Here is a 24,765-nt window from a genome sequence, read left to right on the forward strand (position 1 = left end):
GTCACGCCGTCGCGGGCCGCGGGTTCCCGGCTCCCGCCGAACCCTGCTGCGTGCGCGGGGCACCGGCCGGGGCTTCGACGGATGCCGCGAGCGAGACGTCCTTCTTCGGTACTTCGATCGGAGGACGCTCGGACACCGGACGGCCTTCGCTCGAGAGCCACAACGGGCGCTCCGGGAGCTTCTTGATCTCGGTGAAGATCTCGGCGATCTGGTTGTGGTCGAGGGTCTCCTCCTCGAGCAGGGCCAGAGCGAGCTTGTCGAGGATGTCGCGGTTCGCGCTGAGAACCTCGTAGGCCTCGTTGTGCGCCTGTTCGATGAGCGCGCGGACCTGGGTGTCGACCCGCTCGGCGATCGTCTCGGAGTACTCACGTCCGCGGCCCATGTCGCGGCCGGCGAAAGGCTCGCCGCCCTCGGTGCCCAGCTTGACCGGACCGAGTTCGGTCGTCATGCCGTACTCGATGACCATCTTGCGAGCGATCGAGGTCGCCTTCTCGATGTCGTTCGAGGCACCGGTGGTCGGATCGTGGAAGACGAGTTCCTCGGCGACGCGGCCGCCCATGGCGTAGGTCAGCTGGTCCTGGAGCTCGTTGCGGGTGACGGAGTACTTGTCGTCGAGCGGCAGCACCATCGTGTAGCCGAGAGCCTTGCCGCGGGGCAGGATCGTGATCTTGGTCACCGGGTCGGTGTAGTTCATCGCGGCGGCGGCGAGTGCGTGTCCGCCCTCGTGATACGCGGTGATGAGCTTCTCCTTGTCGCGCATCACCCGGGTGCGGCGCTGCGGACCGGCGATCACACGATCGATGGCCTCGTCGAGGGCGCGGTTGTCGACCAGCTGCGCGTTCGAGCGCGCGGTCAGCAGCGCCGCCTCATTGAGCACGTTGGCGAGGTCGGCACCCGTGAACCCGGGGGTCTTGCGTGCGACGACCTCGAGGTCGACGTTCTTGGAGAGCGGCTTGCCCTTGCTGTGCACCTCGAGGATCTTCTGACGTCCCTTGAGGTCGGGAGCGTCCACACCGATCTGGCGGTCGAAACGACCGGGGCGCAGCAGCGCGGGGTCGAGGATGTCCGGACGGTTGGTCGCCGCGATCACGATGACGTTCGCGTTCGGATCGAAGCCGTCCATCTCGACCAGCATCTGGTTGAGGGTCTGCTCTCGCTCATCGTTTCCGCCGCCCATGCCGGCGCCGCGGTGACGGCCGACGGCATCGATCTCGTCGATGAAGATGATCGCCGGGGCGTTCTCCTTGGCCTGGCCGAAGAGGTCGCGCACACGCGAGGCTCCGACGCCGACGAACATCTCGACGAAGTCCGATCCGGAGATCGAATAGAAGGGGGCTCCTGCTTCCCCGGCCACCGCACGGGCGAGCAGCGTCTTGCCCGTTCCTGGGGGGCCGTACAGCAGGACGCCCTTCGGGATGCGGGCACCGATCGCCTGGAACTTGGCGGGATCCTGCAGGAACTCCTTGATCTCGTGGAGTTCCTCGATGGCCTCGTCGGCACCGGCGACATCGGCGAAGGTGACGGTCGGGGTCTCCTTGCTCACCAGCTTGGCCTTGGACTTGCCGAACTGCATGACCTTGCCGCCACCGCCCTGCATCGACGACAGGAGCCACCAGAACAGGAGGCCCAGCAGCACCAGCGGGAGGAGGAGGGAGAGGAAGCCGTCGAACCAGGTCGCCCGCGGCACCGCGTCGTTGAAGCCGTCCTTGGGAGCGGCCTCGTTGATCGCCGAGACGACCTCGTCGGCGCGTGCGTCGACGTAGTAGAACTGCACGTTCTCGGAGCCCTCGAACGGCTTGGAGAGTGTCATGTCCACGCGCTGATCGCCGTCGGTGGTGACCACCTCGGTGACGGTGGTGCCGGAGAGGAGCTTGAGCCCCTCCTGCGTCGTGATCTGCTTGGGCGCACCCAGATTCGAGATCAGCAGGAATCCGCCGAAGAGCAGCACGCCGATCAGCGCGACGTAGATCAGCGGATTCCGGGTGAGCTTCTTCACATCCATGATCGGATCAGCGTATCGCGCGCGCCCTAGGGGGTCGCTGTGCGTTCACCCACGGCGTACCCCGGCAGCACACCCGTCGTCGCGCGTCAGGAGTAGACGTGCGGCGCGAGCACGGCGACGTCGCGCAGGTTGCGGTACCGCTCGTCGTAGTCGAGGCCGTATCCGACGACGAAGTCCGTGGGGATGTCGAAGCCGACGTACTTGCAGTCGATGACGACTTTCGCGGCCTCGGGCTTGCGCAGAAGTGCCAGCACCTCGATCGACTCCGCTCCACGCGAGCCGAAGTTCTCGAGCAGCCAGCTGAGCGTGAGACCGGAGTCGATGATGTCCTCGACGATCAGGACGTGCTTGCCGTTGAGGTCGGTGTCGAGGTCTTTGCGGATCTGCACGACGCCGCTCGATTTGGTGCTCGCGCCGTAGCTCGAGACCGCCATCCAATCCATCGGTGCGTGGAAAGGCAGTGCCCGCGCGAAGTCGGCCATCACCATCACGGCGCCTTTGAGGACGCCGACGAGGACGAGGTCCTTGCCCTCGTAGTCCCGGGCGACCTGCGCCGCCAGGTCCTCGAGTTTGGCGAGGATCTCCTCCTCTGTGACGAGGATCTGTGCAAGGTCGTCCTGGATCTCCGCGGCGCGCATGGATCGATTTTAGGCGACGCCACCCCATGCTCCGGTATCCGCACTACTGTGAGCGGTGACGCGGGCGGACGCCCCTGAGGGAAGGATTCACCATGGCTCTTGACGACATCCTCGCGCAGGTACCGATCGACGACATCGCGGAGAAGCTGGGGGTCTCGCGAGACGAGGCCAAGGTCGCCGTCGAACAGGGTGGCGCCGTGCTCCTGGGCGGCCTCGCGAAGAACGCGGAGACCGACGAGGGCTCGGCAGCGATCCAGAACGCGCTCAAGAAGCACGAGGGCACCGCCGGCGCCTCGAAGGTCGATGACATCGATCAGGCCGACGGCGGCAAGATCGTCGCGCACATCCTCGGCTCGAAGGAGAAGGAGGTCACGAAGGAGCTCACGGAGTCGAAGGCGACTCCCAGCATCGACTTCGGCAAGCTCCTCCCCATCCTGGCGCCGATCGTGATGGGCCTCATCGCCAATGCGAACAAGGACAAGACCGCCAAGACGGACACCGGGGCCGAGAGCTCTGGCGGGATCGGCGACCTCATCGGCGGCCTTCTCGGCGGAGGCGGCAGCAGCGGTTCCGGCGGAGGCGGGATCGGCGACGTGATCGGCGGACTGCTCGGCGGCGGAAACGGCAGCGGATCGGGCGGCGGCATCGACCTCGGCGGAATTCTGGGCGGTCTCTTCGGCGGTAAGAAGTAGGGCTTCCCCCTCGCTCAGCGACCGGACGCGGTGAAGACGATGCGCCCACCGCGGCGCACGGCCGAGCACTCGGGCAGGTCGATCGGCCCCTGACCGTTCCAGTCGGTCACCAGCCGCGCGACCTCGATGGTCTGCGTCCTCGTCAGACTGACACCGAACTCACTGTCGACGACCAGGCGGATGATCCGGTTGCGCAGCGCCGCCGGGTTCGCGGCGAGCGCCGCGACGCTGACGGAGATGCCGGCCTCGGCGTGCTCGACGATGTCTTCGATCATCTCGTGGATCATCTCGTCGAAGGCTTCCGCATCCTCCCGCAGCTGCTCGGCGGTGCGCACGAGCGCATCGGCGATCCCTGGGCCGAGTTCCGTCTCGAGCACCGGGAGCACGCGCTCGCGCACTCGAACCCTGGCGTAGCGCTCGTCACGGTTGTGCGGGTCGTCCCACGGCGTGAGCGCCGAGGCGACGCAGAAGGCCCGGGTCGTCTCCCGCCGGACGCCGAGCAACGGGCGTACCCACCGCACACCGTCGGTGTCTTCGCGGACCGGCGCCATGCCCTGCAGGCTCGTGGCCCCGGATCCGCGGGCGAGACCGAGCAGCACGGTCTCGGCCTGGTCATCGAGGGTGTGCCCGAGCAGGACCGCAGCGGCGCGGACGTCCGCCGCCGCATCCCGCAGCACCCCGTAGCGCGCCTCACGCGCCGCGGCCTCCGGCCCACCCTCCCCGGCGACGTCGACACGCACGATCAGCGGGTCGAGACCGAGCGCCGCCGCCGCCCGCGCCGCCTGCGAAGCCACCGCGTCCGATCCTTCCTGCAGACCGTGATCGACGGTGAGCGACGCCGCGCGGAGCCCGAGCTTGGGAGCTTCGAAGGCCGTGGCGGCAGCGAGCGCGAGGGAATCCGCTCCCCCGGAGAGGGCGACGATCACCGTGGCACCCTCGGGCATGTCGGCGAGCGCGGTGCGCACGGCCAGGCGGATCTCGGCGATGGCGGGAGACAGGGAAGGCACGGTTCCACGGTAGGGCACGACCCGGGCCGTGCGCCGGTGCACCCTCGGGGCTATCCTGGCGCCGTGACAGCTCAGCCCCGCACGCAGCAGTTCCATACCGAACGCTTCAAGGCGTTCGTCGATGCCGTCGTGGCGATCGCGATGACGCTGCTCATCCTGCCGTTGTTGGAGTCCGTCTCCGACGCGGCGTCCGGGAGGCTGACGACGGCGGAGTTCTTCTCCGAGCACTCGCCTCAGCTGGTGAGCTTCGGGCTGAGCTTCGTCCTCATCGCGACGTTCTGGATGGGGCACCACAGCCAATATCGCGATGTGGAGCTGATCACCACGCCGCTCCTGTGGATCAACGTCGCCTGGATGGCGACCATCGTCTGGCTGCCCGTGCCCACCGCGATGCTCGGACAGCTGGACTCCGATGCCCTCCAGGCCGTGGTCTACATCGGGACGTTGATCATGACGCAGGTCACGACCTTGGCCGGGTGGATGTATCTGCGTCGCCACCCCGATCTCACGACGGCACCGACGGAGGTGCTGAGAGCGGGGATCGTCGGCGACCTCGCCGCGATCATCCTGTTCGCCGTCTCCTTGGTGATTGCCGTGCTCACCGTGCCCAACGGCTATTTCGCCCTGCTCCTCCTGCTGCTGAACGGCCCGCTCTCGCGCCTGCTCAACCGCATCGCACACCGTCGCGGGCGGGGGTCGGACGCTGAGGAGCCGCGGGTAGGCTAGTCCGCGGTATCCAACCGAACTTTTCCTGAGGAGTACACGCATGGGCGCACACGACGCCGTCATCGAGATCCCGCGCGGCAGCCGCGTGAAGTACGAGGTCGACCACGAGACCGGACGAGTTCACCTCGACCGCGTTCTGTACACGACCTTCGGCTACCCCGCCGACTACGGCTACTTCGACAACACGCTGGGCGAGGACGGGGACCCGCTCGACGTGCTCGTGCTGCTGGACCACGCGATCTACCCGGGCGTCGTCGTCGAGGTCCGTCCTGTGGCCGTGCTGAAGATGAGCGACGAGGCCGGCGGAGACGACAAGCTGGTCGCCGTGCTTTCGAAGGACCCTCGCTGGGCGCACATCCAGGACATCGACGACATCGCCGAGTACACGAAGAAGGAGATCGCGCACTTCTTCGAGCACTACAAGGACCTCGAGCCCAACAAGTGGGTCAAGGTCGACGAGTGGGGGAACGCCGCCGAGGCTCAGCGCATCCTCGACGAAGCCATCGTGCGTTTCGGAGAGCAGGGCCACTGATCCCCGTGCCTTCGACGAGAAGACCCCCGGTTCCGCAACTGCGGCCGGGGGTCTTCTCGTCGAAGATGAGGTGCTGATCAGGCGGAGACGCCATGCCGAGCGAGGAACTGCACCGGGTTGATGGCGCTACCGCGGTCGTAGACCTCGAAGTGCAGGTGGCAGCCGAACGAGCGCCCGGTGTTGCCCGCGTAGGCGATGACCTGACCGGACCTGACCCACTGGCCCGACCGCACGACGATGCCTCCGTCGCGGATGTGCGCGTAGCCGGTGCCGATTCCCCCGCCGTGCTGGATGCGGATGTAGTTTCCGTAGCCGCCGTTGTAGCCCGCGTAGTCGACCGTGCCGGACTGGGCGGCATAGATCGCCGCGCCGCAGCCGTTCGCGAAGTCCGTGCCGTAGTGGAAGCTCGAGGAGCAGCCCTGCGGGCCGCACTGCTGCGAACGGGGTCCGTAGCCGGAGCTCTTGCCGCCGCCGTGAGGACGGCACCAGCCACCGCTGCCCTGAGAGCCGCCGCCGCCGCTGTTGCCGCCGGCGTTGGCCGCAGCTTCCGCAGCTTCGCGCTCTCTGCGCTTCTTCTCCTCGGCCGCGACACCGGCCTTGTAGCCCGCGACCGTCTTGGTCGTCGCGTCCTTGAGAGCGGCGAGCTGCGCCTGCATGGTGGCGAGGTTCGCGGACTGCTCGTCGAGCGCAGCCTGAGCGGCGTCGGCGGCCTGCTGAGCGACGACCATCTTCTCTTCGGCGATCTTCTGCAGGCGGTCGCGCTCATCACGAGCGACCACCGCCTGGTCGCTCATGGACTGCGCGGAGTTCCGGGCGGCGACCGCATCGTCGTACACCGACTGGTTGTACTCGAACAGCTTGTCCATCGTGCCGAGGCGCGCGAGCAGCTCGTCGGCATTGTCGGCGGATCCGGTGAAGAGCAGCTCGAGAGAGGTGTCATCGCCACCGTTGCGATACAGCTGCGCGGCGACCTGGCCGGCCTTCTTCGCGGACGCGTCGGCCTTCGCGGACTGCTCGTCGGCCTTGGCCTGCAGAGAGTCGGCCTCGGTGGACGCGGCGAAGAACTTCTGCTGTGCCTCGTAGAACTCGTCCGCGGCGACCTTCGCAGCCGCCTGGGTCTCGGCGACCTTCTGGGTCAGGGACTGGATGAGGCCCTCGATGCGGGTGACCTCGGCGGCCTTGGCGGCCTCGCTCTGCTTCGCCCGCTGCACATCGTCCCAACTCGGGTACGTCGCGGCGTAGGCGGCGGATACGCCCTGGGAGATGCCGAAGGCGCTGAGCGCGACGACACTGAGCACGCCGAGGCCGAGAGCGCCTCGGCGGCTGAGGCCGTCTTTGCCGAACGCTCGGCGCTCGGCAGGACTGGGCGCGCAGCCGCAATCATCTGAAGCGGCGGCAACCGCAGCATCCAGAGTTGTCTGGTCGTCGTTCACGCGGCCCCTTCCGCCGGTTTCACAAATGCCACACTAACAACAACTTTCACATCCGCACCAGGGTCGATCCGACGACGGTCATCGCACGCCTGACCGTTCCATCGTCCTCCTGAAACACGCCCGGGGGTAGCCGCCTCGCCCTCGATTCGCGATTTGCCCGGATCATCCCTTATGCTTGAGCGTCGGCAAGGAAGTCCTCCGGGACTGACTCGGCCCCATCGTTTAGCGGCCTAGGACGCCGCCCTTTCACGGCGGTAGCACGGGTTCGAATCCCGTTGGGGTCACACCTTCCGATACAATTGAAAACAAGTATGGCCCTGTAGCGCAGTTGGTTAGCGTGCCGCCCTGTCACGGCGGAGGTCGCGGGTTCAAGTCCCGTCAGGGTCGCTCCGTGCGATGAGCTCTTTCTTCGGAGAGGGCTCTTCGTCTAGGACGCGACAGGTTCGCCGGTCGCGCGGCTCTGTAGCTCAGTTGGTAGAGCGTTCGACTGAAAATCGAAAGGTCACCGGATCGATGCCGGTCGGAGCCACACGAGTGATCGTTACAATCACTCCAGAAACCCTCGCCTAGCTTCTACATGGCGGGGGTTTTGCTTTGCCCTGGTGAAAAGCGGGTTCCCGCGGCCCAGTAGGCTTCGGTCATCATGGATGACGAGAGGTCGGCGCGGGGTCCCGGAGCGAGCGTCCGCCGGATCGAACTCACGATGCGGCGCCCCCGTTTCGCGCTCTACGCAGGAGTCAGGCCCACGCTCGTCATCGGCGAACGCGGTCAACCGACGCAGTGGGGTCGGGGCACCTGGCAGATCCCGACCGACCGTCCCGTCGTCATCGAAGTGTTCCTCTTCAACCGCCTCTGGCGCTTCGGTCGCGCGGAAGCCTCCCTCACTCCCGAGGATGACGCGAACTGGGAATACCGAGCCCCGGCGCTCCCCTTCCTGCGTGGTCGTCTCCGTCCCGCTTGACTCGACTCGACGCAGCTCTGCGGAAACTGCACGCTACAGGGCGTCCAGGGCCTTCCGCGCGAGCGCCGTTGCCTCCACGGCGTCATCCACCCGCTCTGCGGCAATCGCCTGACGCTCCTGCGCCTCGGGGATGTCCCGTTCGACGTGGCTCGCCGCCACACGGGTCCGGGTGAGTTCCGCCTCGAGCTCTTCAGCTTTCTCGGCAAGCTCGGCCGCACGGTCTCGGAGCCGCTGCAGCTCCGTCTCCTGCTTCGCGAGCTCCCGTTCCGCGGCCACCTGGTCCTTCTCGGCCGCGGCGAGGCGACGTTCGGCTTCTCTCCGCGCGCGCCGCTCCTGCAACTCGTCGGTCGGCCGCTGCGGGGCGGCTTCCCGCGAATCGATGTCGCCGGCCACAGCGTCCCGGATGTCGGTGGCCGACGCCGTGGGTTCGAGCGCCCGCAACAGCCGCCCGGAGGCGACCGCGCTCGCAGCCAGGGGATCGAAGAACGCCGCCGAGATGCTGCGCTCGACGGCTTCCCGCGTCGCGGGGGTGATGCGTTCGCCGCGAGAACCCGCGAGCTCGGCCGCCGTCTCCGCGAGCCGTCGGGTGAGAGCGCGACGTTCTCTGCCGAGCTTCGCCAGCGCAGGCGCATCCAGTTCGTCCTGCGCCTCACGAAGCTCGGCCGCCAGCCGCAGCGCCTCCCCCAGCTGGCCGGCCCGCTGCTGCGCGAACACGTTCACGACCCAGGCCGCGATCGAGGGCTTGCGGAGTGCGAGGATGCGGGATGCGAGTTCCGCGTCGTCGACCTCCGAGGCCCGGTCCTTCCGCGACGCGACGAAGGCTTCCGGGGAGCCCGCGTACAGAGCGGCCGCGATCTCCTCGAAGGTGGGGTCGGCCATGCGCCCACGATACGCCGCACACCTTCTCCAGCGTCGGTTCGCGGCTCGACCTGGACTACTCGATCGCCAGCTGGTCAGCCCAGTCCGCACTGATCAACGATCTGGTGCCGACATTGCCGTTGCCGAGCCCCGGGTAGAGATAGAGCTGACCGGCGGGGGTGCGAGCGACCAGATCAGCGAGACCATCACCGTTGTAGTCGACGCCTCCGGTCAGGGCGGTGAACTCCACCCACCCCGATCCGACCGCACGCCGCGTCCCGAACTTCCCCGGCATCCCCGGATAGAAGTAGAGCGTTCCGAGGCCGTCGATCGCCATCAGATCTCCGCGCCCATCATTGTCGAAGTCGCCACCGACGAGGAAGTGGAACGACTCCCATCCTTTGCCGACGGTGATGTTCGGAGACCCGAACCTTCCGGAGCCGTTGCCGCGATAGATGGTCAGGATGCCGGACGAGGAGACGCCGAGGACATCCTGCTTCCCGTCACCCGTGTAGTCGGCACCGGAGACCACATGCAGCATGTTGTACCAACCTGTGCCCACCGATACGGCTGATGCGAATCCGCCTGCGCCGTTACCGGCATAGAACTCAAGGACGCCATCGGACCGTGCGGCGAGGATGTCGGCCTTGCCATCGTTGTTGAAGTCGGCATGGGTGAGATGTCGACGAGTGTCACCCCACCCTGCGAAAAGGGTAGTCCCGGAGGAGAAGCGCCCCGCACCCGTGCCGGGCCGGAGACGGAGGTCACCGTTCCCGGAGATCGCCAGAAGATCGGCATTCTTGTCACCGGTGTAGTCGGCCGATCCGACACCGGGGGCCTGTCCGTCTCCGAGGCCCGGGAAGTACAGGGGAAGCGAGGCGCCGCGCACGACGTTCGAGAGGCAGACGAACCCGTTGTTGACCGCGGTGTACACCGCGCCTCTGAGCCGCACCTCGAAGTGCAGGTGGTAGGCCGGGGAGTTACCCGTGTTGCCGACGATGCCGATCTTCTGGCCGCGGACCACCCGGGTGCCCGGGGCATACATCCCCGGCGAGGCCATGTGCGCATACCTCGTGACGTAGCCGCCTGGATGCTCGACGTCGGTGTAGTTGCCGTAGCCGCTGTTCGCGGTGCGCGACTTGATGACACCGTCGTAGGACGCGACGATGGGCGTGCCGCCGGCCCCGGAGATGTCGATGCCGTCGTGGGCACGGTAGTTGCCCCGACAGCCGTCGCCGACCTTCGACTGGATGTTGCCCGATGCCGGATAGACCATCTGGGGAACGCTCGCCGCGGTAGCCGTCATGCTCGAGGACAGCGATGGCGCAGATGCGCCGATCACGAGTGCGAGCACGGTGACGATCCCGATGCGACCGAGACGCACACGGGATGGTCGCTTCATCTCGACGTTCTCTCTTGTTCGGCGGCCCCAGGGACGTGATGCCCTCCGCCGTCACCGTATCAGTGCGGTGGCCATCTCCCACGAGCGCCGCCGCGGAACCCCTGGATCCGCGGTCCTTGAGTCTTCCGCTCAGACCAGGTCGTACTCCCCGCCGTAGGGCGTCCCGCCGTCGCCGTCGTCGTGCCCACCCTCATCGGCCGTCGAGGTCGAGATCACGACCTGTGTGGTGGAGCTGATCAGGACGCTCACCGACCGCTCCCCCGCGACGTCGAACTCGACGAATCCGCCGCCCGAGCGCATGGCCTCTTCGATCCTCCGTCTGAGGTCTGCGACATCCTGGCCCTCCGCCAGGAAGTACTCCGCCTCGTTGAGCGCGATCCGCGTGCGCATGATCGTGTACATCTCGCCTCCGGTCGTCGTCATCTTCTTCCGGTTCGCTGCTGACGCTATGCGACTCGGCTCCTCGTCGAAAAGGGGTTGCGCCGCGGGCCGGGAGGAGGCAGGGGGTCACCGATATGCTGTCGGCCCGGGCTGTGCCTTCCCTCCGAGACCGGCAAAACAGGCTCACAACTTCGCGCCGTCGCAACTAGGCTGGGACGAGCGCCTCGCCCGTCCCGACCGTCCCGGTCATGGCGGCGTGAGCCCAGACGACCTCCTCCTCCGGTCGCACGGTCCCGCACTCCGGGATGGAGCCGCAGCCCGCCGTGTGCCCACGCCAGAAAGGCAAGAACCTCATGAGCGATTCTCCCGGAAACGCCGGCCGCGACGACGAGCGCTCGCCGGACTTCTTCGACCAGCTGATCGAGACCACGCCGCGCGACCAGCAGGGCGCCTTCACGGTCGGCTTCCGCGGCTACGACAAGGCCGAGGTCGACTCTGCGCTCGCGGCCCTCCGGAATCAGCTCAAGCAGGCTGCCGCCGATGTCGCCGAGGCACAGGCCCGCGAGGAAGAGGCCGTCGAGACGGTCCGGGAAGAGGAGCGCAAGGCCCGCGAAGCCCTCGAGAGCGAGTTGGCCGCCGCGAACGCCAAGGCCTCCGACGCCGAGCAGCAGGTCGCCACGCTCACCTCCGAGCTCGTCGACACCCCGCAGCCTGATGGTGAAGAGGCGCCGTCTCGTCAGCAGTTCGAGGCGATCCTCCGCGTCGCCGAGGAGCAGGCGAACGTCCTCATCCAGAACGCGGCTGTGCAGGCCGACCGCCTGATGACCTCTGCCCGTGAGGAAGTCACCGCGCAGCGTGCCGAGGCCGAAGCCGACGCTGAGCGCATCAAGGACCAGGCGCAGCGCGACGCAGACCAGGTGCGTCTGAAGATGGACACCGAGTACACGGCGCACGAGGCCCGCATCGAGCGCGAAGCCGCACATGCCGCGGAGAAGGTGAACCAGGCCGCACAGGAGGCGACGGCGATCCGCACCGAGGCCGAGAAGGGCGCCGCCGCGCTGCGCTCCCTCGTCACGCGCGAGACGACCCAGCTGCGCGCCGACGCCGAACGCGACGTCCGCGACATGAACGCCCGAGTGCTGGAGTTCGAGGAGACCCTCACCCGTCGGCAGGACGACGCGCAGCAGGAGTTCCTCGTTCTGCACAACCAGGCCGTGGCGCACGCCGAGCGCATCACCAACGACGCCAACGAGCAAGTCTCGGCGTCGCTCGAACACGCCCAGCGCATCTCGGCGCGGGCAGAGGACTACGAGCGCCTGACCCGTTCGCAGGCGCAGGCCATCGAAGCCGACGCGCAGGTGCGCGCTCGCGAGACCCTCGAACGCGCTCGCGCGAAGGCGCAGAAGATCGTCGACTCGGTCACCGGCCACACGACCGCAGTGCTGCACGATGCGGAGGACCGCACGCGTCAGTTGCGGTGGCAGCAGCAGCAGCTTTCGAGCTTCATGGCCGAGGTCAAGGAGCTCATCCGTCCCGACGGCATCTTCTCCGATGACGCCTTGCCGACGGAGATCACCGGAGCGGACGCACCCGGCGCAGCCCCCGCAGAGGCCGTCGCGGACGAGACCCCGGAAGACACCTTCCTCGGCGATGAGGTCCTCGAGGACGAGCTCGACGACGACAGCCCGCTCGAGAAGATCACGATCGACGTGGTGGAGACGAAGAAGAAGTCCTCCAAGTAGTCACGCAGACGAGAGAGGCGCGAGCAGGGATCCCTGCTCGCGCCTCTCTCGTTCCCGGACTGATCAGCGCCCGGATGGTGTGTGCGGGCTAGGCCCGACCGAACTGCGCCACCGCAGGGCAGTCGAACGGGTCGGCACCGGCCGCGAGGCCGACCCGGTTGAGGTACTCGATCACGATCAGGTACGAGCGTCCGAGGCTGGTCTCCGTGTACGGCACGTTGTTCGCGGCACAGTAGTCGCGCACGATCTCCCGCGCCTTCGCCAGATGCGGTCGCGGCATGCTCGGGAAGAGGTGGTGCTCCACCTGGTAGTTGAGTCCGCCCATGAGCCAGGTCGTCCACCATCCGCCACTGATGTTGCGGGAGGTGCGGACCTGCTTGGTGAAGAAGTCGAGACGGGCGGCGGGATCGACGATCGGCATGCCCTTATGGTTCGGCGCGAAGGCGGCCCCCATGTAGACACCGAACACCGCGAACTGCACGCCCATGAACGCGAACGCCATCCCGAGCGGGAGCATCATGAACACGGGCACGAGGATCAGGGCGAACCGCAGTGCGATGATGCTCAGCTCGGTCCAGCGTCCCTTGACGTTCTTGGTCGTCAGGAGGTACTTCAGTCCGAGGAAGTGGAGGTTCAGTCCCTCGAGCGTGAGCAGTGGGAAGAAGAGCCACCCCTGCTTGCGGGTGATCAGCTTGATCAAGCCCTTCGCCTTCGCCGCGTCCTCCTCGAGGAACGAGATGGTGTCGACCTCGATGTCGGGGTCCTTGCCGACCTGGTTCGGGTTGCCGTGGTGTTTGGTGTGCTTCGAGTCCCACCACGAGTAGCTCATGCCGATGCTGGCGATCACGATGCGTGCGAGCTTGAAGTTCGCGGGACCCGTCGTGAGGATCTGGCGGTGCGCGGCCTCGTGTCCGAGGAACGCGATCTGCGTGAGGACGATGCCGAGGCCCGCCGCGATGAGCAGCTGGAACCAGCTGTCGCCGAGCAGGATGAAGCCGGTGATGAGGCCGCCGAGAGCGACGGCGATGCCGACGGACACCAAGACGTAGAACCACCGCGTCCGGCCGAGCAGCCCGGTCTCCTTGACCACCTGCGACACCTGCTTGTACGCCTTGGCCATCGGCGGGAAATCCGCATTGCCGGAGTAGGTCTGACGAATCGGGCCCAGCGTTGCCGCGGTCGGTTCGATCTGTGTGATGGAGATGATCTTCTCCTGACGTTCGGAGCCCTTGAGCTGTGAAAGCCCAAGGCAGCCGCCCAACGCTTACCTCACAGTAGCCCCCACCGCATACGCGTCAGGGAATACATCGGAACCTCACGACGAGCGCCCAGGCGCGGTCAGTTCCGGCGTCTCGCCGCTCGGTCAGGCGCGGGCGCGGCGAGCGCGGCGCCGCCAGGCTCGCGGGAGGAAGGCAGGACCCTGCGGGGTCGGCTCGTGTGCGTCTTCGAGCGCACGGAAGGCCTCGTCGAGCGAGCCGAATGCGCCGAGCTCGGCGCCGTGGTTGTCACGCACGAGATGGGCGTTGCCGTCGAACTCGACGAAACCGGCGAACTCGCCGGCGCGGGTCGCGACGTGGACGTCGTCGTCAGCCTGCTTCCAGGTCAACGGATCGGATGGAGGAAAAGTGGTCGTGCTCATGGTCATGCTCATTGCTGTGTGGCGGACACGCGTGGCGCTCCGCAAGATGTGAGATCGAGGGCGGATTCCGCACGCATCGATGTGCGCGGTCCGTGATGGCCCTGATCAGTGGCGACGTGGCGGCCGAGAGGGGGGCGATGCACACACGTTGCACGATCAGCATAGCAGACCGCCGCAGCGACAGACGAGACAGCCTCTTCGTCGTCAGTTCGAGGGTGGTGTGCCACCGCTCCCCGGTCCGCCTTGGCCACCTCCGGGCGCGGACCCTGCCGTGGGCTCCGTCGCCGTGTCGACGCCCACCACAAGAGCGGCCTTGTATCCCGCCGCGACACCTCCGGTCACCGTCGCGACCTGCAGAGCCCCAGAATCCTCGCCGAACACGTTGTCGCTCGCGAGGGAGATCTGCGACAGGTTCCGTGCGGAGCCGTCGTACGTCGACACGGCATACACCGCCGTGCACGCGTCTTCCGGCAGCGCCAGCTGTGAGGTGGCGATGGCGTTGGTCGAGGCGGTGATCGAGTCGACATCGGGATAGACCTCGAAATGGATGTGCGGCCAACGGCCGGAGTAGCAGCCGGGGAAGACAGAAGTGAACGACACCTTGCCGTCGGCATCCGCAACCTGAACGCCCCGAAGGTACGTGACGTCTTCCAGACCGGAGGAGTACATCGAGTATTCGCCCTGTGCGGTGCAGTGCCAGGCGTAGACCGCGACCCCCGCGAAGGGGACGCCGCCGTTCGCCAGGTCGAGGATCTGCAGCTCGAAGGTGAGGGGCACACCGTCGGCGGTCGCCGCTCCGTCGATCGACGAGCGGATATCGCGGCGGACGATCCCGGAGTCTTCGAGCACATCGGGGCCATTGGAACCGTCACCCGGATACGGTCCGGCTGTCTCATCGGGGATCTCGTCCACGCCCGTGATCGCCCCCGTTGCCCCGGAGGTCGCCGTCGACGCAGGCGTCGGCGATCCGGACGACGATCCTGGCGCGCAGGCCGCCAAGACAACGGCACCGATACCGACACCGGCGAGGCCGAGCACGCCCCTCCTGCTCATCAGGGTCCGGATGTCGAAAGCCGCCCCTTGATCGACGACCTCTTCGTCGGCGCGATCGAGAAGCCGCCCTTCGTACGTAGGACCGTCCGGTGTGTGGGTGGGTTCGGGAATGCTCATCATCTGTCTCCTGTCGAGCGACCGGTGTGGTTCACCCATGGTCCAGGAGCATCCGATCAGCGACCTTTGCCCGCGTTATGCCTCGCCTATGTCTGCCGACCCCACCGGCGGGCGAAGGACCAGCACCACGACGACGCCGACGAGGATCAGAGCCGTCAATGTCACGGGGACCGGAAGCACCGGGTCCAGCAGCACGAGAAGAGCAGCGATCGGGACGACGGTGTTCACCACGCGGTCGGCGTTCTCCCGGATCGCGATCCACCAGATGCCGAGCAGGAAGATCGCGATCGGGATGGTGACGGTGAAGGAGGCCGCGACGTTGGCCAGATGGCTCTTCCCCGTCAACACGTCGAGTTCGACCTCGATCCCGGCCGAGAAGGCGGCGGCCGCTGCGAACACGAAGTAATGCGTGTAGCCGTATCGCAGTGAGCGCTGGAAGCTGGTGATGGCCCGGTGGTGCGGTGGCCAAAAGTAGATCCACCACAGTGACGCCGTGACGACGAGCGTGAGCACCGAGATCGCGATCAGCGGACCAAGGCTCTCGACCTCCTCGATCGCTTCGATGATGGCGTTCGCGGACGCGAGCAGACTCTCCCCCAACACGATCAGGGTGAAGAGGCCGTAGCGTTCCGTGATGTGGTGAGGATGCCAGGGCGTCTGCTTCCGGTACTCGGCGAACACCGGGATGCCGATCTCGATGAGGGCGAAGACGATGAACGCGGCGATCTGCCAGGGTCCGCTCGGAATCACGAGGAAGAGGATCCACAGCACCTGGACCGCGGCGATGCCGAACGCGTATCGCCGTGTCGCCGAACGCAAGGGACCGGCCGAGCGTGATGCCCGCAGCCACTGCGCCACCATCGCGATGCGCATGACGACGTATCCGAGGACCGTGATCGTGAAATCGCCGTCGGTGAACGCCCGTGGGATACCCGCCGCCACCACGAGGACACCACCCATCTGAACGAACGTCGTCACGCGATAGAGCCAGTCGTCGGTGTCGAAGGACGTCGCGAACCACGTGAAGTTCATCCAGGCCCACCAGATTGCGAAGAACAGCATCGCGTACGAGGTGATGCCGTGCAGGAAGTCGCCATGGCTCAGCGCGTGGTGCAGCTGCGCAGATGCGATACTCACCGCGACGACGAACACGAGGTCGAAGAACAGCTCGAGCGTGCTGGCGGTGCGGTGCGGCTGGGCAGGATCGCGCGGCAGCATCGGGCGGAGGTGGAAGCGCGCAGTGGTCGGGTTCGCGGTCACGGCGACAGGATAGCGCCAGGGTTCATCCCCGCGGCGACACAGGTTCGTCCATTCGGGAGAATTACCTTTCGGTCGCCCGCATGTTCCGCTACAGTGTTGAAGGTCTGCAGTGCCTGCTGTCAGCGAACGCCGTGTGGGACGGCGAAAACGCACTCCGTGATGTGGGAATCACAGAGAGTTTCAGCAGGACCCGAGGGGTCGGGACGCAGACGATGCCGTGAACGTGGGGTTCATGGTCTGGGGAATCTGGGGAATCAAATGACGCACTGGGGAATTTTGCGTACATTCACGGCTCAAGGGGCCTCGGCATGACTTCCGTCGAGGATGCTCTGAGCATCGCTCGTACGGGCTTCGCGCCGGTGGCGGCTCCACGAGCCACCAAGTCGGTGACGCGCACGGTGGTCACACCGCGCGCATCGGCGACGTTGGAACGACGTCGGCAGTGGGAGCGCGGTTATCGGATGCGCCTGCGGATCACGGATGCGGCTGTCATCCTGTTCGCGGTCGGTCTGACGGCGGCGATCCAGCTGATCACCGACGTGTGGGCCGCCGAAGCGCTGCGCAACGCGGCGCTTCTCGGCCTGGCCTGGTATCTGATGCTGTCGGCCCTCAACACCCGGGCGGCCGCCATCTTCGGATCCGGAGCCACCGAGTACCGCCGCGTGGCACACGCCGGCGGTCTCGCCTTCGGCATCGCCGCGATCGCGGGCGTCCTCCTGGAGTGGGAAGGACTGCAGCCGCTGTTCTTCGCCGCACTCCCGGTCGGGATGCTCGGGCTGCTCTTCGCACGCTGGACCTGGCGCCGCTGGCTGCAGCGGCAGCGCCTCAGGGGCCAGTACGCGTCGAGGACCCTGGTCGTCGGCGATACCGGGGACGTCGAGTATGTGATCGATTCTCTGCAGAAGGGTGCGGAGAACGGCTACCACGTCGTGGGGACGACGCTGCTGGATCGCAATGCCGGCACGCTCACGATCGGGGAGAGTGTTTACCCGGTCGTGGGCAATCTTCACTCTGTCGCCGCAGCCGCGGCGCAGCTCGGGGCGGACACCATCATCGTGGCGAGCCGCCCCGAGGGAGACCCCGACTTCATCAAGCAGCTCAGCTGGCAGTTGGAAGGAACTGCCGCCGAGCTCGTGCTGTCGAGTCGGCTGACCGATGTCGCAGGACCCCGAATCTCCCTCCGCCAGGTCGACGGTCTCCCCCTGATCCAGGTGAAGATCCCGACCTACGAGGGTGGCGTGCACATGCTCAAGCGTGCGCTCGACATCGCGGTGGCGACGCTCGCTCTCATCCCCATCGGCCTGATCACCCCGGTGCTGGCGACGCTCATCAAGCTCGACTCGCCAGGACCGGTGTTCTTCTTCCAGGAGCGCGTCGGACGAGACGGTCGCACCTTCAAGATGGTCAAATTCCGCTCGATGAAGACCGACGCGGAGCAGCAGCTCGCAGCGCTCAAGGCGCAGAACGAAGGCGCCGGCCTTCTCTTCAAGATGAAGGATGACCCGCGCGTCACACGCATCGGCAAGATCCTGCGCAAGCTGTCGCTCGACGAGCTCCCTCAGTTCTGGAATGTCCTCACCGGAGACATGAGCGTCGTCGGCCCGCGTCCGCCGCTGCCCAGCGAAGTCACCGCGTACGACGGCACAGTGTTCCGTCGCCTCTACATCAAGCCGGGTATCACCGGCCTGTGGCAGGTGTCCGGACGCAGCGACCTCTCGTGGGACGAGAGCGTCCGCCTCGACTTGCGCTACGTCGAGAACTGGTCGGTCATGAACGACTTGCAGATCATGTGGCGCACGGCGAAGGTCATGGTCCAGCCGAGCGGGGCATACTGAACGGATGAGTGACGGACATCCACCCGCAGGCGTAGAGTCCATCGATGTCGCCGGTGTGCGGGTCGACTCGTACTCCGAGTCGACGTTGATCGACCGGGTCCTCACCATGTCCTCCGGCGACCGCACGGAAGTGGCGGTCGGCGTGAACGCGCATGTGTGCAACCTCGCCCGAAAGGACGAGCGCTTCAGCCAGCTGCTCGACGCCAGCACGACGTACGCCGACGGGCAGTCCGTCGTGTGGGCGGCAAAAGTGCTCGGCCTGCCGCTCCCGGGCCGTCTCGCGACCACCGACATCGCCGAGCCCATTCTTCGTGCGGCCGCGCGATCGGACATCCCTGTCTATTTCTTCGGCGCGGCCGATGGCGTGGCAGAGAGCGCGGCGACCAAACTGCGCGCGAAGATCCCCGGCCTCGCACTGCGCACTCATCACGGCTACGTCTCCGCCGATCAGATCGACGGCGTGCTCGACGACATCGCCGCCCACGGCACGCGGATCCTGTTCGTCGGAATGGGCGATCCCGCTCAGCAGCTTTGGGTCGATGCGCACCGCGACCGGCTCCCCCCCGCGGTGCTGACCTGCGGCGGACTCTTCGACTGGTTGAGCGGATCGAACCGGCGCGCACCGGAGTGGATGATCCGTGCAGGGCTTGAGTGGCTCTGGCGCCTGATCATCGAGCCTCGCCGCCTCGCCAAGCGGTATTTGCTGGGAAACCCCTCCTTCATGGCCGCGGTCGCGAGACAGAAGCTCCGCGGGTCGCGGGCATGAGCGCAGCCACCACCTCGCGCGGCGAGCTGGCGCGCGGTGGGGCGCTGAGCTTCGTCGGCTCCGCGATCAGCGCCGTGATGGGCCTGGTGCTCATCATCGTGCTGGGCCGCCTTCTCGGTGACGCCGGCTCGGGCGTCGTCCTGCAGGCAGTCGGCGCGTTCACGATCGCGCTCGGCGTCGCCAGATTCGGCATGGATTCCGCCGCTATCTGGATCCTGCCGCGCCAGCTGGAAGACGATAGGCAGCTCCTCCGCCCCACTAGCGCGTTCCTCCTCCTGACCTCGGCTGTCGCGGGCCTGGTCTGCGCAGTGGTTCTCTTCGCCGGCGCGCTGATCGTCGAGGCACAAGCGCCCGGTGACCCCGTGGCAGAAGCGATCAGATCGATCGTGTGGCTGCTTCCCGTCGCCTCGGTGATGCTGACGGCCCTGTCGGCGACGCGGGCCCTCGGCCAGGTGACCGCCTACGTGCTCGTGGGCAACGTGTTCCTCCCCTCGTTGCGTCCGCTGGCGATCGCCGCCGTCGTCGGCCTCGGTGCCGGTGCCCTGGGGGCGACCGTCGCCTGGGCACTGCCACTCGTGCCTGCCGCGCTCGTCGCTGTCATCGTGGTGCTCATCCAGCTCCGGCGGCTGGGCAGTGCGACGCAGCCCGGATTCCTGCGATCGGGCGTGCCCGGCCGTACCCTCCGCTATGCCCTCCCTCGGGTCGTGTCATCGGGGTTGGAGCAACTGCTGATCTGGGTGGCCGTGATCATCGTCGGTGCCATCGCAGGTCCCGCGGCGGCAGGGGTGTACGGGGCCGCGAGTCGATTCGTCGCCGCGGGAATGATCGTCGACACCGCGCTACGCGTCGTCGTCTCTCCGATGTTCAGTCGGATGCTGCACCGCGGGGACAGACACGAGCTGGAGTCGGTCTATCGCACGGCCACCGTGTGGCTCGTCCTCTTCAGCACACCGGTCTATCTGCTGCTCGCCATCTTCGCTCCGGTCGCGCTCTCACTGCTCGGTGAGTCCTTCGCGGAGGGGCAGGCGGTTCTGATCGTGATGTCGGTCGGCTCGATCGTGACCTTCCTCGCGGGAAACATCCACTCCGTGCTGCTGATGAGCGGTCGCAGTGGATTGGCCGCGGCCAACAAGGCGGTGGCGGTCGCGGTCAACGTGGCACTGATCTACGCGTTCGTGCCGCTGTGGGGCATCACGGGCGCGGCGGCCGCTTGGGCCGTGGCGTGCGCATTGGATGCCCTCCTCGCCTCCCTCCAGGTGCGATACGTGCTGAAGCTGAACGTATCGCCCCTACCCGGCCTCTACCCGCTCCTGGTGGCGACGCTCACGATCGGCATACCGGCTCTCGCGTCCCGAATGCTCCTGGGGGCGACCTGGGTAGGTCTCATCGTTGCTGCCCTCGTCGGTGGCGCACTGTTTCTCGCATGGTGCCGCTGGGACCGTCGGCGTCTTCACCTCGGAGAGCTCCGGCGTCCGCCCAGCAGCCCGACTCCCCAGGGGTAGTGCGCCTGTCGAGACGCGTGCTAGTATGCCGCCTGGGGAGCTTCTGACCGAGTCGTGTCGGAGGCCGCTCGGTGGGACGAGCAACTTACAACTGGGGAAAAGTAATGTCTGGGGACGTTTTGGGGACGCCTACTGACGCCAAAAGGCGCAGCAAGGCTCTATGGATTTCGATCGTCGCGGTGGTTCTCATCGCCGCGGGCACGATCATCGCTTTCGCGCTGTCCACGAACAGTGGCAACGGTTCGACGCCCGGTGCGGCATCGCCGACACCGCAGGTGACAGCGACACCCGCGCCGGCCGGTCCGCCGACCGTGGCGGGCGAGCTCGATGATGACGAGGCACTCGTCACCATCGAGACGGCGCTGGCCGCTCCGATCGGCACGGTGGGCACGTCGGCCGACCTCGAGGCTCTCCTCAAGGACATCGCCGTCGACTCGTACGCCGCAGAGCTCGAGGCGCAGTGGCAGGAGCTCATCTCTCAGGGCTGGAGCATCAAGGGCTCGCCCACACTCGTGACGAGCGAGGTCACCAGCCTCACTTCGGACTCCGATCCGCCGACGGCTCAGATCACGGCGTGTATCGACTCTTCCGCCGTGTCGATCCTCGACGCCAACGGCGATCCGATCGGTGACGATTCTGCGAAGACGCCTCGCGCACTGCACCTCTTCACGCTGGTGCAGGGCAGCGACGACATCTGGCGGATCGCCAACCACAGTTTCCCGAACGACCCGACATGCTGACCTCGGCCGCTGACGAAAGGCGCCCTGAAATGACTCGCAACACCTCTCGCCGCACCGGCCGCGTCGCGGTCGCAGCGGCGACCGCCGCCCTCACGATCGCAGCGATGTTCACCTCGGTATCCGCGGCGTCCGCCGCCGAACCGACGCTGCCCACGGCGGACGGCCTGTCCGAGATCACCGCCGCGGCATCGTGCTGGGAGATCAAACAGCGCGACCCGCAAGCCTCGGACGGCATCTACTGGCTGAAGACGCCGGCAATGGTCGCCGCCGACCAGTTCTACTGCGACCAGACCACCAGCGGAGGCGGCTGGTTGCTCGTCGGACGCGGACGTGAGCGTTGGTCGACGTCGACCAACGGCTCCGGCTCGCCCGAGCAGGTTCGCACCGACATCACCGGCCCCGCGGCGTTCAAGCCCCGCCAGCTGTCCGGCGAGCTCATCGACCAGTTGGTGAACAACCAGCCGGTCAAGAACCTCGCCGAGGGAATCCGGCTGGTCCGCGCCACCAACACGGCCGGCACGACGTGGCAGGACATGACGTTCACCTTCTCCAGCCCGCGCGACAAGTGGACCTGGATGTTCAACAACGAGCAGCGGGTGGCGCAGTACAAGATCGGCAGTGTCACGAGGACCGGCGGCAACACGTCGAACTTCGGAAGCGACAACAACTACAACCGCGTCCGCACCATCACCGGCTCGACCGAAGGCTGGGCGATGGGCTTCGGATTCGGCAGCAACATCAAGGGCAGCCCGAGCGACACGAGCTACCTGTGGTCGAAGGACACGAACACCGGATACGCCCGCCCGTTCACGCAGGTGTTCATCCGTCCGCAGATCTCGACGGCCTCGCTCACCGCGATCCCGTCGTCCGGCACGGGAGCGATCGCGAACCAGGCCGTCGTCGACAGCTTCGCCCAGACGCAGAACTGGGGCGTCGCCGGTCTCGGCAACGGACCCGCGTCGATCGAGGGCAGCAACGAGGTCTCGGCGTTCGCCGAGGTCGGCAACACGGTCTTCGTCGGCGGTAACTTCACTTCCGCGCAGAAGACCGCGGGCGGCGGCAGCGCTCAGTCCCAGTCGTATCTGGCCGCGTTCCAGCGTGACTCGGCGGAGTTCGTCTCGACGTTCCGCCCGACTTTCAACAACCAGGTCAAGGCACTCGCCGCAATGCCCAACAACCGCATCGCGGTCGGAGGCTACTTCACCCAGGTGAACGGCCAGAACGTCGCCGGGCTGGTCGTGCTGAACGCGACGACGGGTGAGATCGACCCGACGTTCACGGGACGCCTGACGAACGCGCTGAGCGGCGGCGTGCCCGTCGTGCGCACCCTCGATGTCCAGGACGGCTGGCTGTACGCGGCCGGCGTCTTCACACACTCGACCGGTGGGTCGTCCTCCTCGTCCAACTACACGCGCGGTGCCGCCCGCTTCTCGGTGACCAACGGCACGCCCGACGGCTCGTGGAACCCGGAGTTCAACGGAACGGTCATGAGCGTCGACGCCTCGGCCCGTGGAGATCGCGTGTACTTCGCCGGATTCTTCACGCAGTCGAAGTCTCGCCCGGCGGACAAGGCCGCCGCGATGTCCGCGAGCAACACCGACCTCTACCCGTGGTCTGTCGTCTTCTCCAACCGCAACAGCGGACGCAGCGGTTACCAGCAGGCTGTCCTCGAGGTCGGGGACCGCGTCTGGCTCGGTGGGTCCGAGCACTCGCTGTTCAGCTACTCCCGAGACGGTCTCACGCTGATGAGCTCGTCGGTCGGCAACGCCGGCGGTGACTTCCAAGCGATCGCCACCGATGGAAACGCCGTCTACGGCGGATGCCACTGCTTCGAAACCCAGTACCAGGGCGCGACGACCTGGAACCCGATCGGAACGACCTGGACTGCGGCAGACGCTGTGTATGGCTCGGGAGCGTGGAGCGCATCGACCGGTGACCGGATCCCCAGCTTCAACGGCGACTTCGACACGCAGCGTGGCGCAGGTTCGTGGGCACTGTTCGTCGACTCGAAGGGCACGCTCTGGCAGGGCGGTGACTGGAGCTACTCGACGCAGGCCGGGTACGTGCGGCAATGGTCGGGCGGTTTCGTACGCCACGCCCAGCGCGACACGACGGCGCCGACCACGCCGACGGGTCTCGTGGTGAACACTGCGGACGACGGCGTAGCACTCAGCTGGAACGCCTCCACCGATGACCGTGGAGTGACCGCATACCAGGTGCTCCGGAAGGATCGTGTGGTCGCGACTGTGACCGGGACCACCACCACGTTGCCGGCCGCGCCCGCCGACACGCTCTACTTCGTCCGCGCGATCGACGCTCGCGGCAACGCCTCCGCATCGACCGCCGGTGTCACGGCGGTCGCCCCGCCGGCACAGCCGACCACCGAGACGTTCATCGCGGCCGGGTCCGAGTGGTCCTACCTGTACAACGCCACGGGTCCGACGGGCGCATGGACGACCACGTCCTACGACGCGTCTTCCTGGCAGACCGGTGCGGCTCCTCTCGGATGGGGCCAGGCAACTCTCGGCACCACGCTGACCACCAGCGTCACGCCGAAGCCGCTCGCCTCTTTCTACCGACAGGCGTTCCAGGTCACCGATGCCTCGAAGGTCGAGTCCGTGGAGATCACCACACGCGCTGATGACGGCATCGTCCTCTACGTCAACGGCACGGAGGTCCTCCGGAAGAATGTCGACCCCGGCACGGCTGGCGTGGGCACCTACGCGAATGCTGCGGTCGGAGCGTCGACAGCGCTGGCGAACCCTCAGACGGTCACGGTTCCGGGCTACTTGTTCACCACGGGCACCAACGTCATCACGGCGTCGGTCCACTCGAACTACCGCTCGACCCCGAGTCACAGCTTCGAGCTCGAAGCGGTGGCGACGATGGGCACGCAGCCGGCACCGCCCGTGGAGCCGGACCCCGAGCCGGAGCCCGAGCCCGAGCCCGACCCCGAGCCCGAGCCCGAGCCCGCCGACACGAGCGTCATCGCCGCCGGATCCGACTGGTCCTACCAGTTCTCGACGGACGCGATTCCGGCGAACTGGGCGGCGACCGACTTCGACGCCTCGGCGTGGACGACCGGTGCCGGCGCCTTCGGGTGGGGACACAGCGGCCTCGCCACGCCTCTCGACACGGCTCAGTCGCCGCGACCGGTGACGAGCTACTACCGTCACCCGATCACCCTGACCGCGGTCGACTTCGACAAACTGACGGTGACCACCCGCGCCGATGACGGCATCGTGGTCTACGTGAACGGTGTCGAAGTCGCCCGCAAGAACATCGACCCTGGGACCGTCACACAGAACACCTACGCGAACGCCGCGGTGTCCGCGACGAACGCCGTCAACACCCCGTTCGTGTTCGACGTGCCGGCGTCGGCGTTCCAGGTGGGCACCAACGTAATCGCGGTCGAAGTGCACTCGAACTACCGCTCCACTCCGAGCCACAGCTTCGAGCTCTCCGCCGTGACATCATGA

The 24,765-nt window shown here is 67.0% G+C and carries 22 protein-coding genes and 3 tRNA genes; 13 read left to right on the forward strand and 12 right to left on the reverse strand.

Annotated elements, in window-relative coordinates; all coding sequences use genetic code 11:
• Window position 1: 1 nt before the first annotated feature.
• Entirely contained in the window at window positions 2-2,002 is a 2,001-nt protein-coding gene (gene ftsH, locus LVJ59_RS08350; RefSeq protein ID WP_232762650.1) for an ATP-dependent zinc metalloprotease FtsH, read from the reverse strand.
• Window positions 2,003-2,088: 86 nt separating this feature from the next.
• A complete protein-coding gene (gene hpt / locus LVJ59_RS08355) occupies window positions 2,089-2,640 on the reverse strand; it encodes a hypoxanthine phosphoribosyltransferase (protein WP_232762651.1) in 552 nt (183 codons plus the stop codon).
• 92 nt (window positions 2,641-2,732) lie between these two features.
• On the opposite strand from hpt, the gene LVJ59_RS08360 reads away from it, so the two are divergent.
• The gene (locus LVJ59_RS08360; protein WP_232762652.1) at window positions 2,733-3,332 is read left to right on the forward strand and encodes a DUF937 domain-containing protein; all 600 of its coding nucleotides are present in this window, start codon (window positions 2,733-2,735) and stop codon (window positions 3,330-3,332) included.
• A gap of 14 nt (window positions 3,333-3,346) precedes the next feature.
• Here the strand turns inward: LVJ59_RS08360 and tilS are convergent, their stop codons facing one another.
• Window positions 3,347-4,339 (reverse strand): tRNA lysidine(34) synthetase TilS, encoded by a 993-nt coding sequence (gene tilS, locus LVJ59_RS08365; protein WP_232762653.1) that lies wholly within the window; start codon window positions 4,337-4,339, stop codon window positions 3,347-3,349.
• 63 nt (window positions 4,340-4,402) lie between these two features.
• Between tilS and LVJ59_RS08370 the strand changes: the two genes are divergently transcribed.
• Window positions 4,403-5,065: a TMEM175 family protein gene (locus LVJ59_RS08370; RefSeq protein ID WP_232762654.1), complete on the forward strand. Its 663-nt coding sequence runs from the start codon at window positions 4,403-4,405 to the stop codon at window positions 5,063-5,065.
• A 40-nt stretch (window positions 5,066-5,105) separates the two neighbouring features.
• The gene (locus LVJ59_RS08375; RefSeq protein ID WP_017204665.1) at window positions 5,106-5,597 is read left to right on the forward strand and encodes an inorganic diphosphatase; all 492 of its coding nucleotides are present in this window, start codon (window positions 5,106-5,108) and stop codon (window positions 5,595-5,597) included.
• A gap of 77 nt (window positions 5,598-5,674) precedes the next feature.
• Here LVJ59_RS08375 and LVJ59_RS08380 read toward each other — a convergent pair whose 3' ends face one another.
• The gene (locus LVJ59_RS08380) at window positions 5,675-7,030 is read right to left on the reverse strand and encodes a M23 family metallopeptidase (RefSeq protein ID WP_131492953.1); all 1,356 of its coding nucleotides are present in this window, start codon (window positions 7,028-7,030) and stop codon (window positions 5,675-5,677) included.
• Between the two features lie 211 nt (window positions 7,031-7,241).
• Between LVJ59_RS08380 and LVJ59_RS08385 the strand changes: the two genes are divergently transcribed.
• From LVJ59_RS08385 to LVJ59_RS08400, 4 genes are all read left to right on the forward strand, one after another.
• Window positions 7,242-7,314: transfer RNA gene (locus LVJ59_RS08385), tRNA-Glu, on the forward strand.
• A gap of 29 nt (window positions 7,315-7,343) precedes the next feature.
• A tRNA-Asp gene (locus LVJ59_RS08390) sits at window positions 7,344-7,417 on the forward strand.
• A 69-nt stretch (window positions 7,418-7,486) separates the two neighbouring features.
• Window positions 7,487-7,559: transfer RNA gene (locus LVJ59_RS08395), tRNA-Phe, on the forward strand.
• Window positions 7,560-7,673: 114 nt separating this feature from the next.
• Window positions 7,674-7,991, forward strand: a complete 318-nt coding sequence (locus LVJ59_RS08400) for a hypothetical protein (protein WP_232762655.1) — start codon at window positions 7,674-7,676, stop codon at window positions 7,989-7,991.
• 33 nt (window positions 7,992-8,024) lie between these two features.
• On the opposite strand, the gene LVJ59_RS08405 is transcribed toward LVJ59_RS08400, so the two are convergent.
• The 4 genes from LVJ59_RS08405 to LVJ59_RS08420 form a co-directional block, all read right to left on the reverse strand.
• Window positions 8,025-8,870, reverse strand: a complete 846-nt coding sequence (locus LVJ59_RS08405) for a transposase (RefSeq protein ID WP_232762656.1) — start codon at window positions 8,868-8,870, stop codon at window positions 8,025-8,027.
• Window positions 8,871-8,925: 55 nt separating this feature from the next.
• Window positions 8,926-10,251, reverse strand: a complete 1,326-nt coding sequence (locus LVJ59_RS08410; RefSeq protein WP_232762657.1) for an FG-GAP-like repeat-containing protein — start codon at window positions 10,249-10,251, stop codon at window positions 8,926-8,928.
• A gap of 129 nt (window positions 10,252-10,380) precedes the next feature.
• Complete coding sequence (locus LVJ59_RS08415; protein ID WP_231554993.1) at window positions 10,381-10,674, reverse strand: hypothetical protein; 294 nt, start codon at window positions 10,672-10,674, stop codon at window positions 10,381-10,383.
• 163 nt (window positions 10,675-10,837) lie between these two features.
• Window positions 10,838-10,987 (reverse strand): hypothetical protein, encoded by a 150-nt coding sequence (locus LVJ59_RS08420; protein ID WP_232762658.1) that lies wholly within the window; start codon window positions 10,985-10,987, stop codon window positions 10,838-10,840.
• Here LVJ59_RS08420 and LVJ59_RS08425 point away from each other — a divergent pair.
• On the forward strand, window positions 10,986-12,374 hold the full coding sequence (locus LVJ59_RS08425; RefSeq protein ID WP_232762659.1) for a cell division initiation protein: 1,389 nt from the start codon (window positions 10,986-10,988) through the stop codon (window positions 12,372-12,374). The two genes, LVJ59_RS08420 and LVJ59_RS08425, sit on opposite strands and share 2 nt — an antisense overlap.
• Before the next feature lie 88 nt (window positions 12,375-12,462).
• Here the strand turns inward: LVJ59_RS08425 and LVJ59_RS08430 are convergent, their stop codons facing one another.
• The 4 genes from LVJ59_RS08430 to LVJ59_RS08445 form a co-directional block, all read right to left on the reverse strand.
• A complete protein-coding gene (locus LVJ59_RS08430) occupies window positions 12,463-13,635 on the reverse strand; it encodes an acyl-CoA desaturase (RefSeq protein ID WP_232762660.1) in 1,173 nt (390 codons plus the stop codon).
• Between the two features lie 102 nt (window positions 13,636-13,737).
• Window positions 13,738-14,013 (reverse strand): hypothetical protein, encoded by a 276-nt coding sequence (locus LVJ59_RS08435; RefSeq protein WP_232762661.1) that lies wholly within the window; start codon window positions 14,011-14,013, stop codon window positions 13,738-13,740.
• A 204-nt stretch (window positions 14,014-14,217) separates the two neighbouring features.
• Entirely contained in the window at window positions 14,218-15,186 is a 969-nt protein-coding gene (locus LVJ59_RS08440) for an intradiol ring-cleavage dioxygenase (RefSeq protein WP_232762662.1), read from the reverse strand.
• 72 nt (window positions 15,187-15,258) lie between these two features.
• Window positions 15,259-16,443, reverse strand: a complete 1,185-nt coding sequence (locus LVJ59_RS08445) for a low temperature requirement protein A (RefSeq protein ID WP_374199052.1) — start codon at window positions 16,441-16,443, stop codon at window positions 15,259-15,261.
• 308 nt (window positions 16,444-16,751) lie between these two features.
• Here LVJ59_RS08445 and LVJ59_RS08450 point away from each other — a divergent pair, with 308 nt between their 5' ends.
• The 5 genes from LVJ59_RS08450 (at window position 16,752) to LVJ59_RS08470 (ending at window position 24,765) form a co-directional block, all read left to right on the forward strand.
• Entirely contained in the window at window positions 16,752-18,278 is a 1,527-nt protein-coding gene (locus LVJ59_RS08450) for a sugar transferase (protein WP_134352920.1), read from the forward strand.
• Window positions 18,279-18,282: 4 nt separating this feature from the next.
• A complete protein-coding gene (locus tag LVJ59_RS08455) occupies window positions 18,283-19,044 on the forward strand; it encodes a WecB/TagA/CpsF family glycosyltransferase (protein ID WP_134352919.1) in 762 nt (253 codons plus the stop codon).
• Window positions 19,041-20,546: a polysaccharide biosynthesis C-terminal domain-containing protein gene (locus tag LVJ59_RS08460; RefSeq protein WP_232762663.1), complete on the forward strand. Its 1,506-nt coding sequence runs from the start codon at window positions 19,041-19,043 to the stop codon at window positions 20,544-20,546. Before LVJ59_RS08455 ends, LVJ59_RS08460 begins: the two co-directional genes overlap by 4 nt.
• 179 nt (window positions 20,547-20,725) lie before the next feature.
• Window positions 20,726-21,286 (forward strand): hypothetical protein, encoded by a 561-nt coding sequence (locus tag LVJ59_RS08465; protein WP_134352917.1) that lies wholly within the window; start codon window positions 20,726-20,728, stop codon window positions 21,284-21,286.
• Between the two features lie 29 nt (window positions 21,287-21,315).
• Window positions 21,316-24,765, forward strand: coding sequence for a fibrinogen-like YCDxxxxGGGW domain-containing protein (locus LVJ59_RS08470; protein ID WP_232762664.1), 3,450 nt, complete (start codon window positions 21,316-21,318; stop codon window positions 24,763-24,765).

This window comes from Microbacterium sp. KKR3/1, from assembly GCF_021272365.1.
Taxonomy (GTDB): Bacteria; Actinomycetota; Actinomycetes; order Actinomycetales; family Microbacteriaceae; genus Microbacterium; species Microbacterium aurugineum.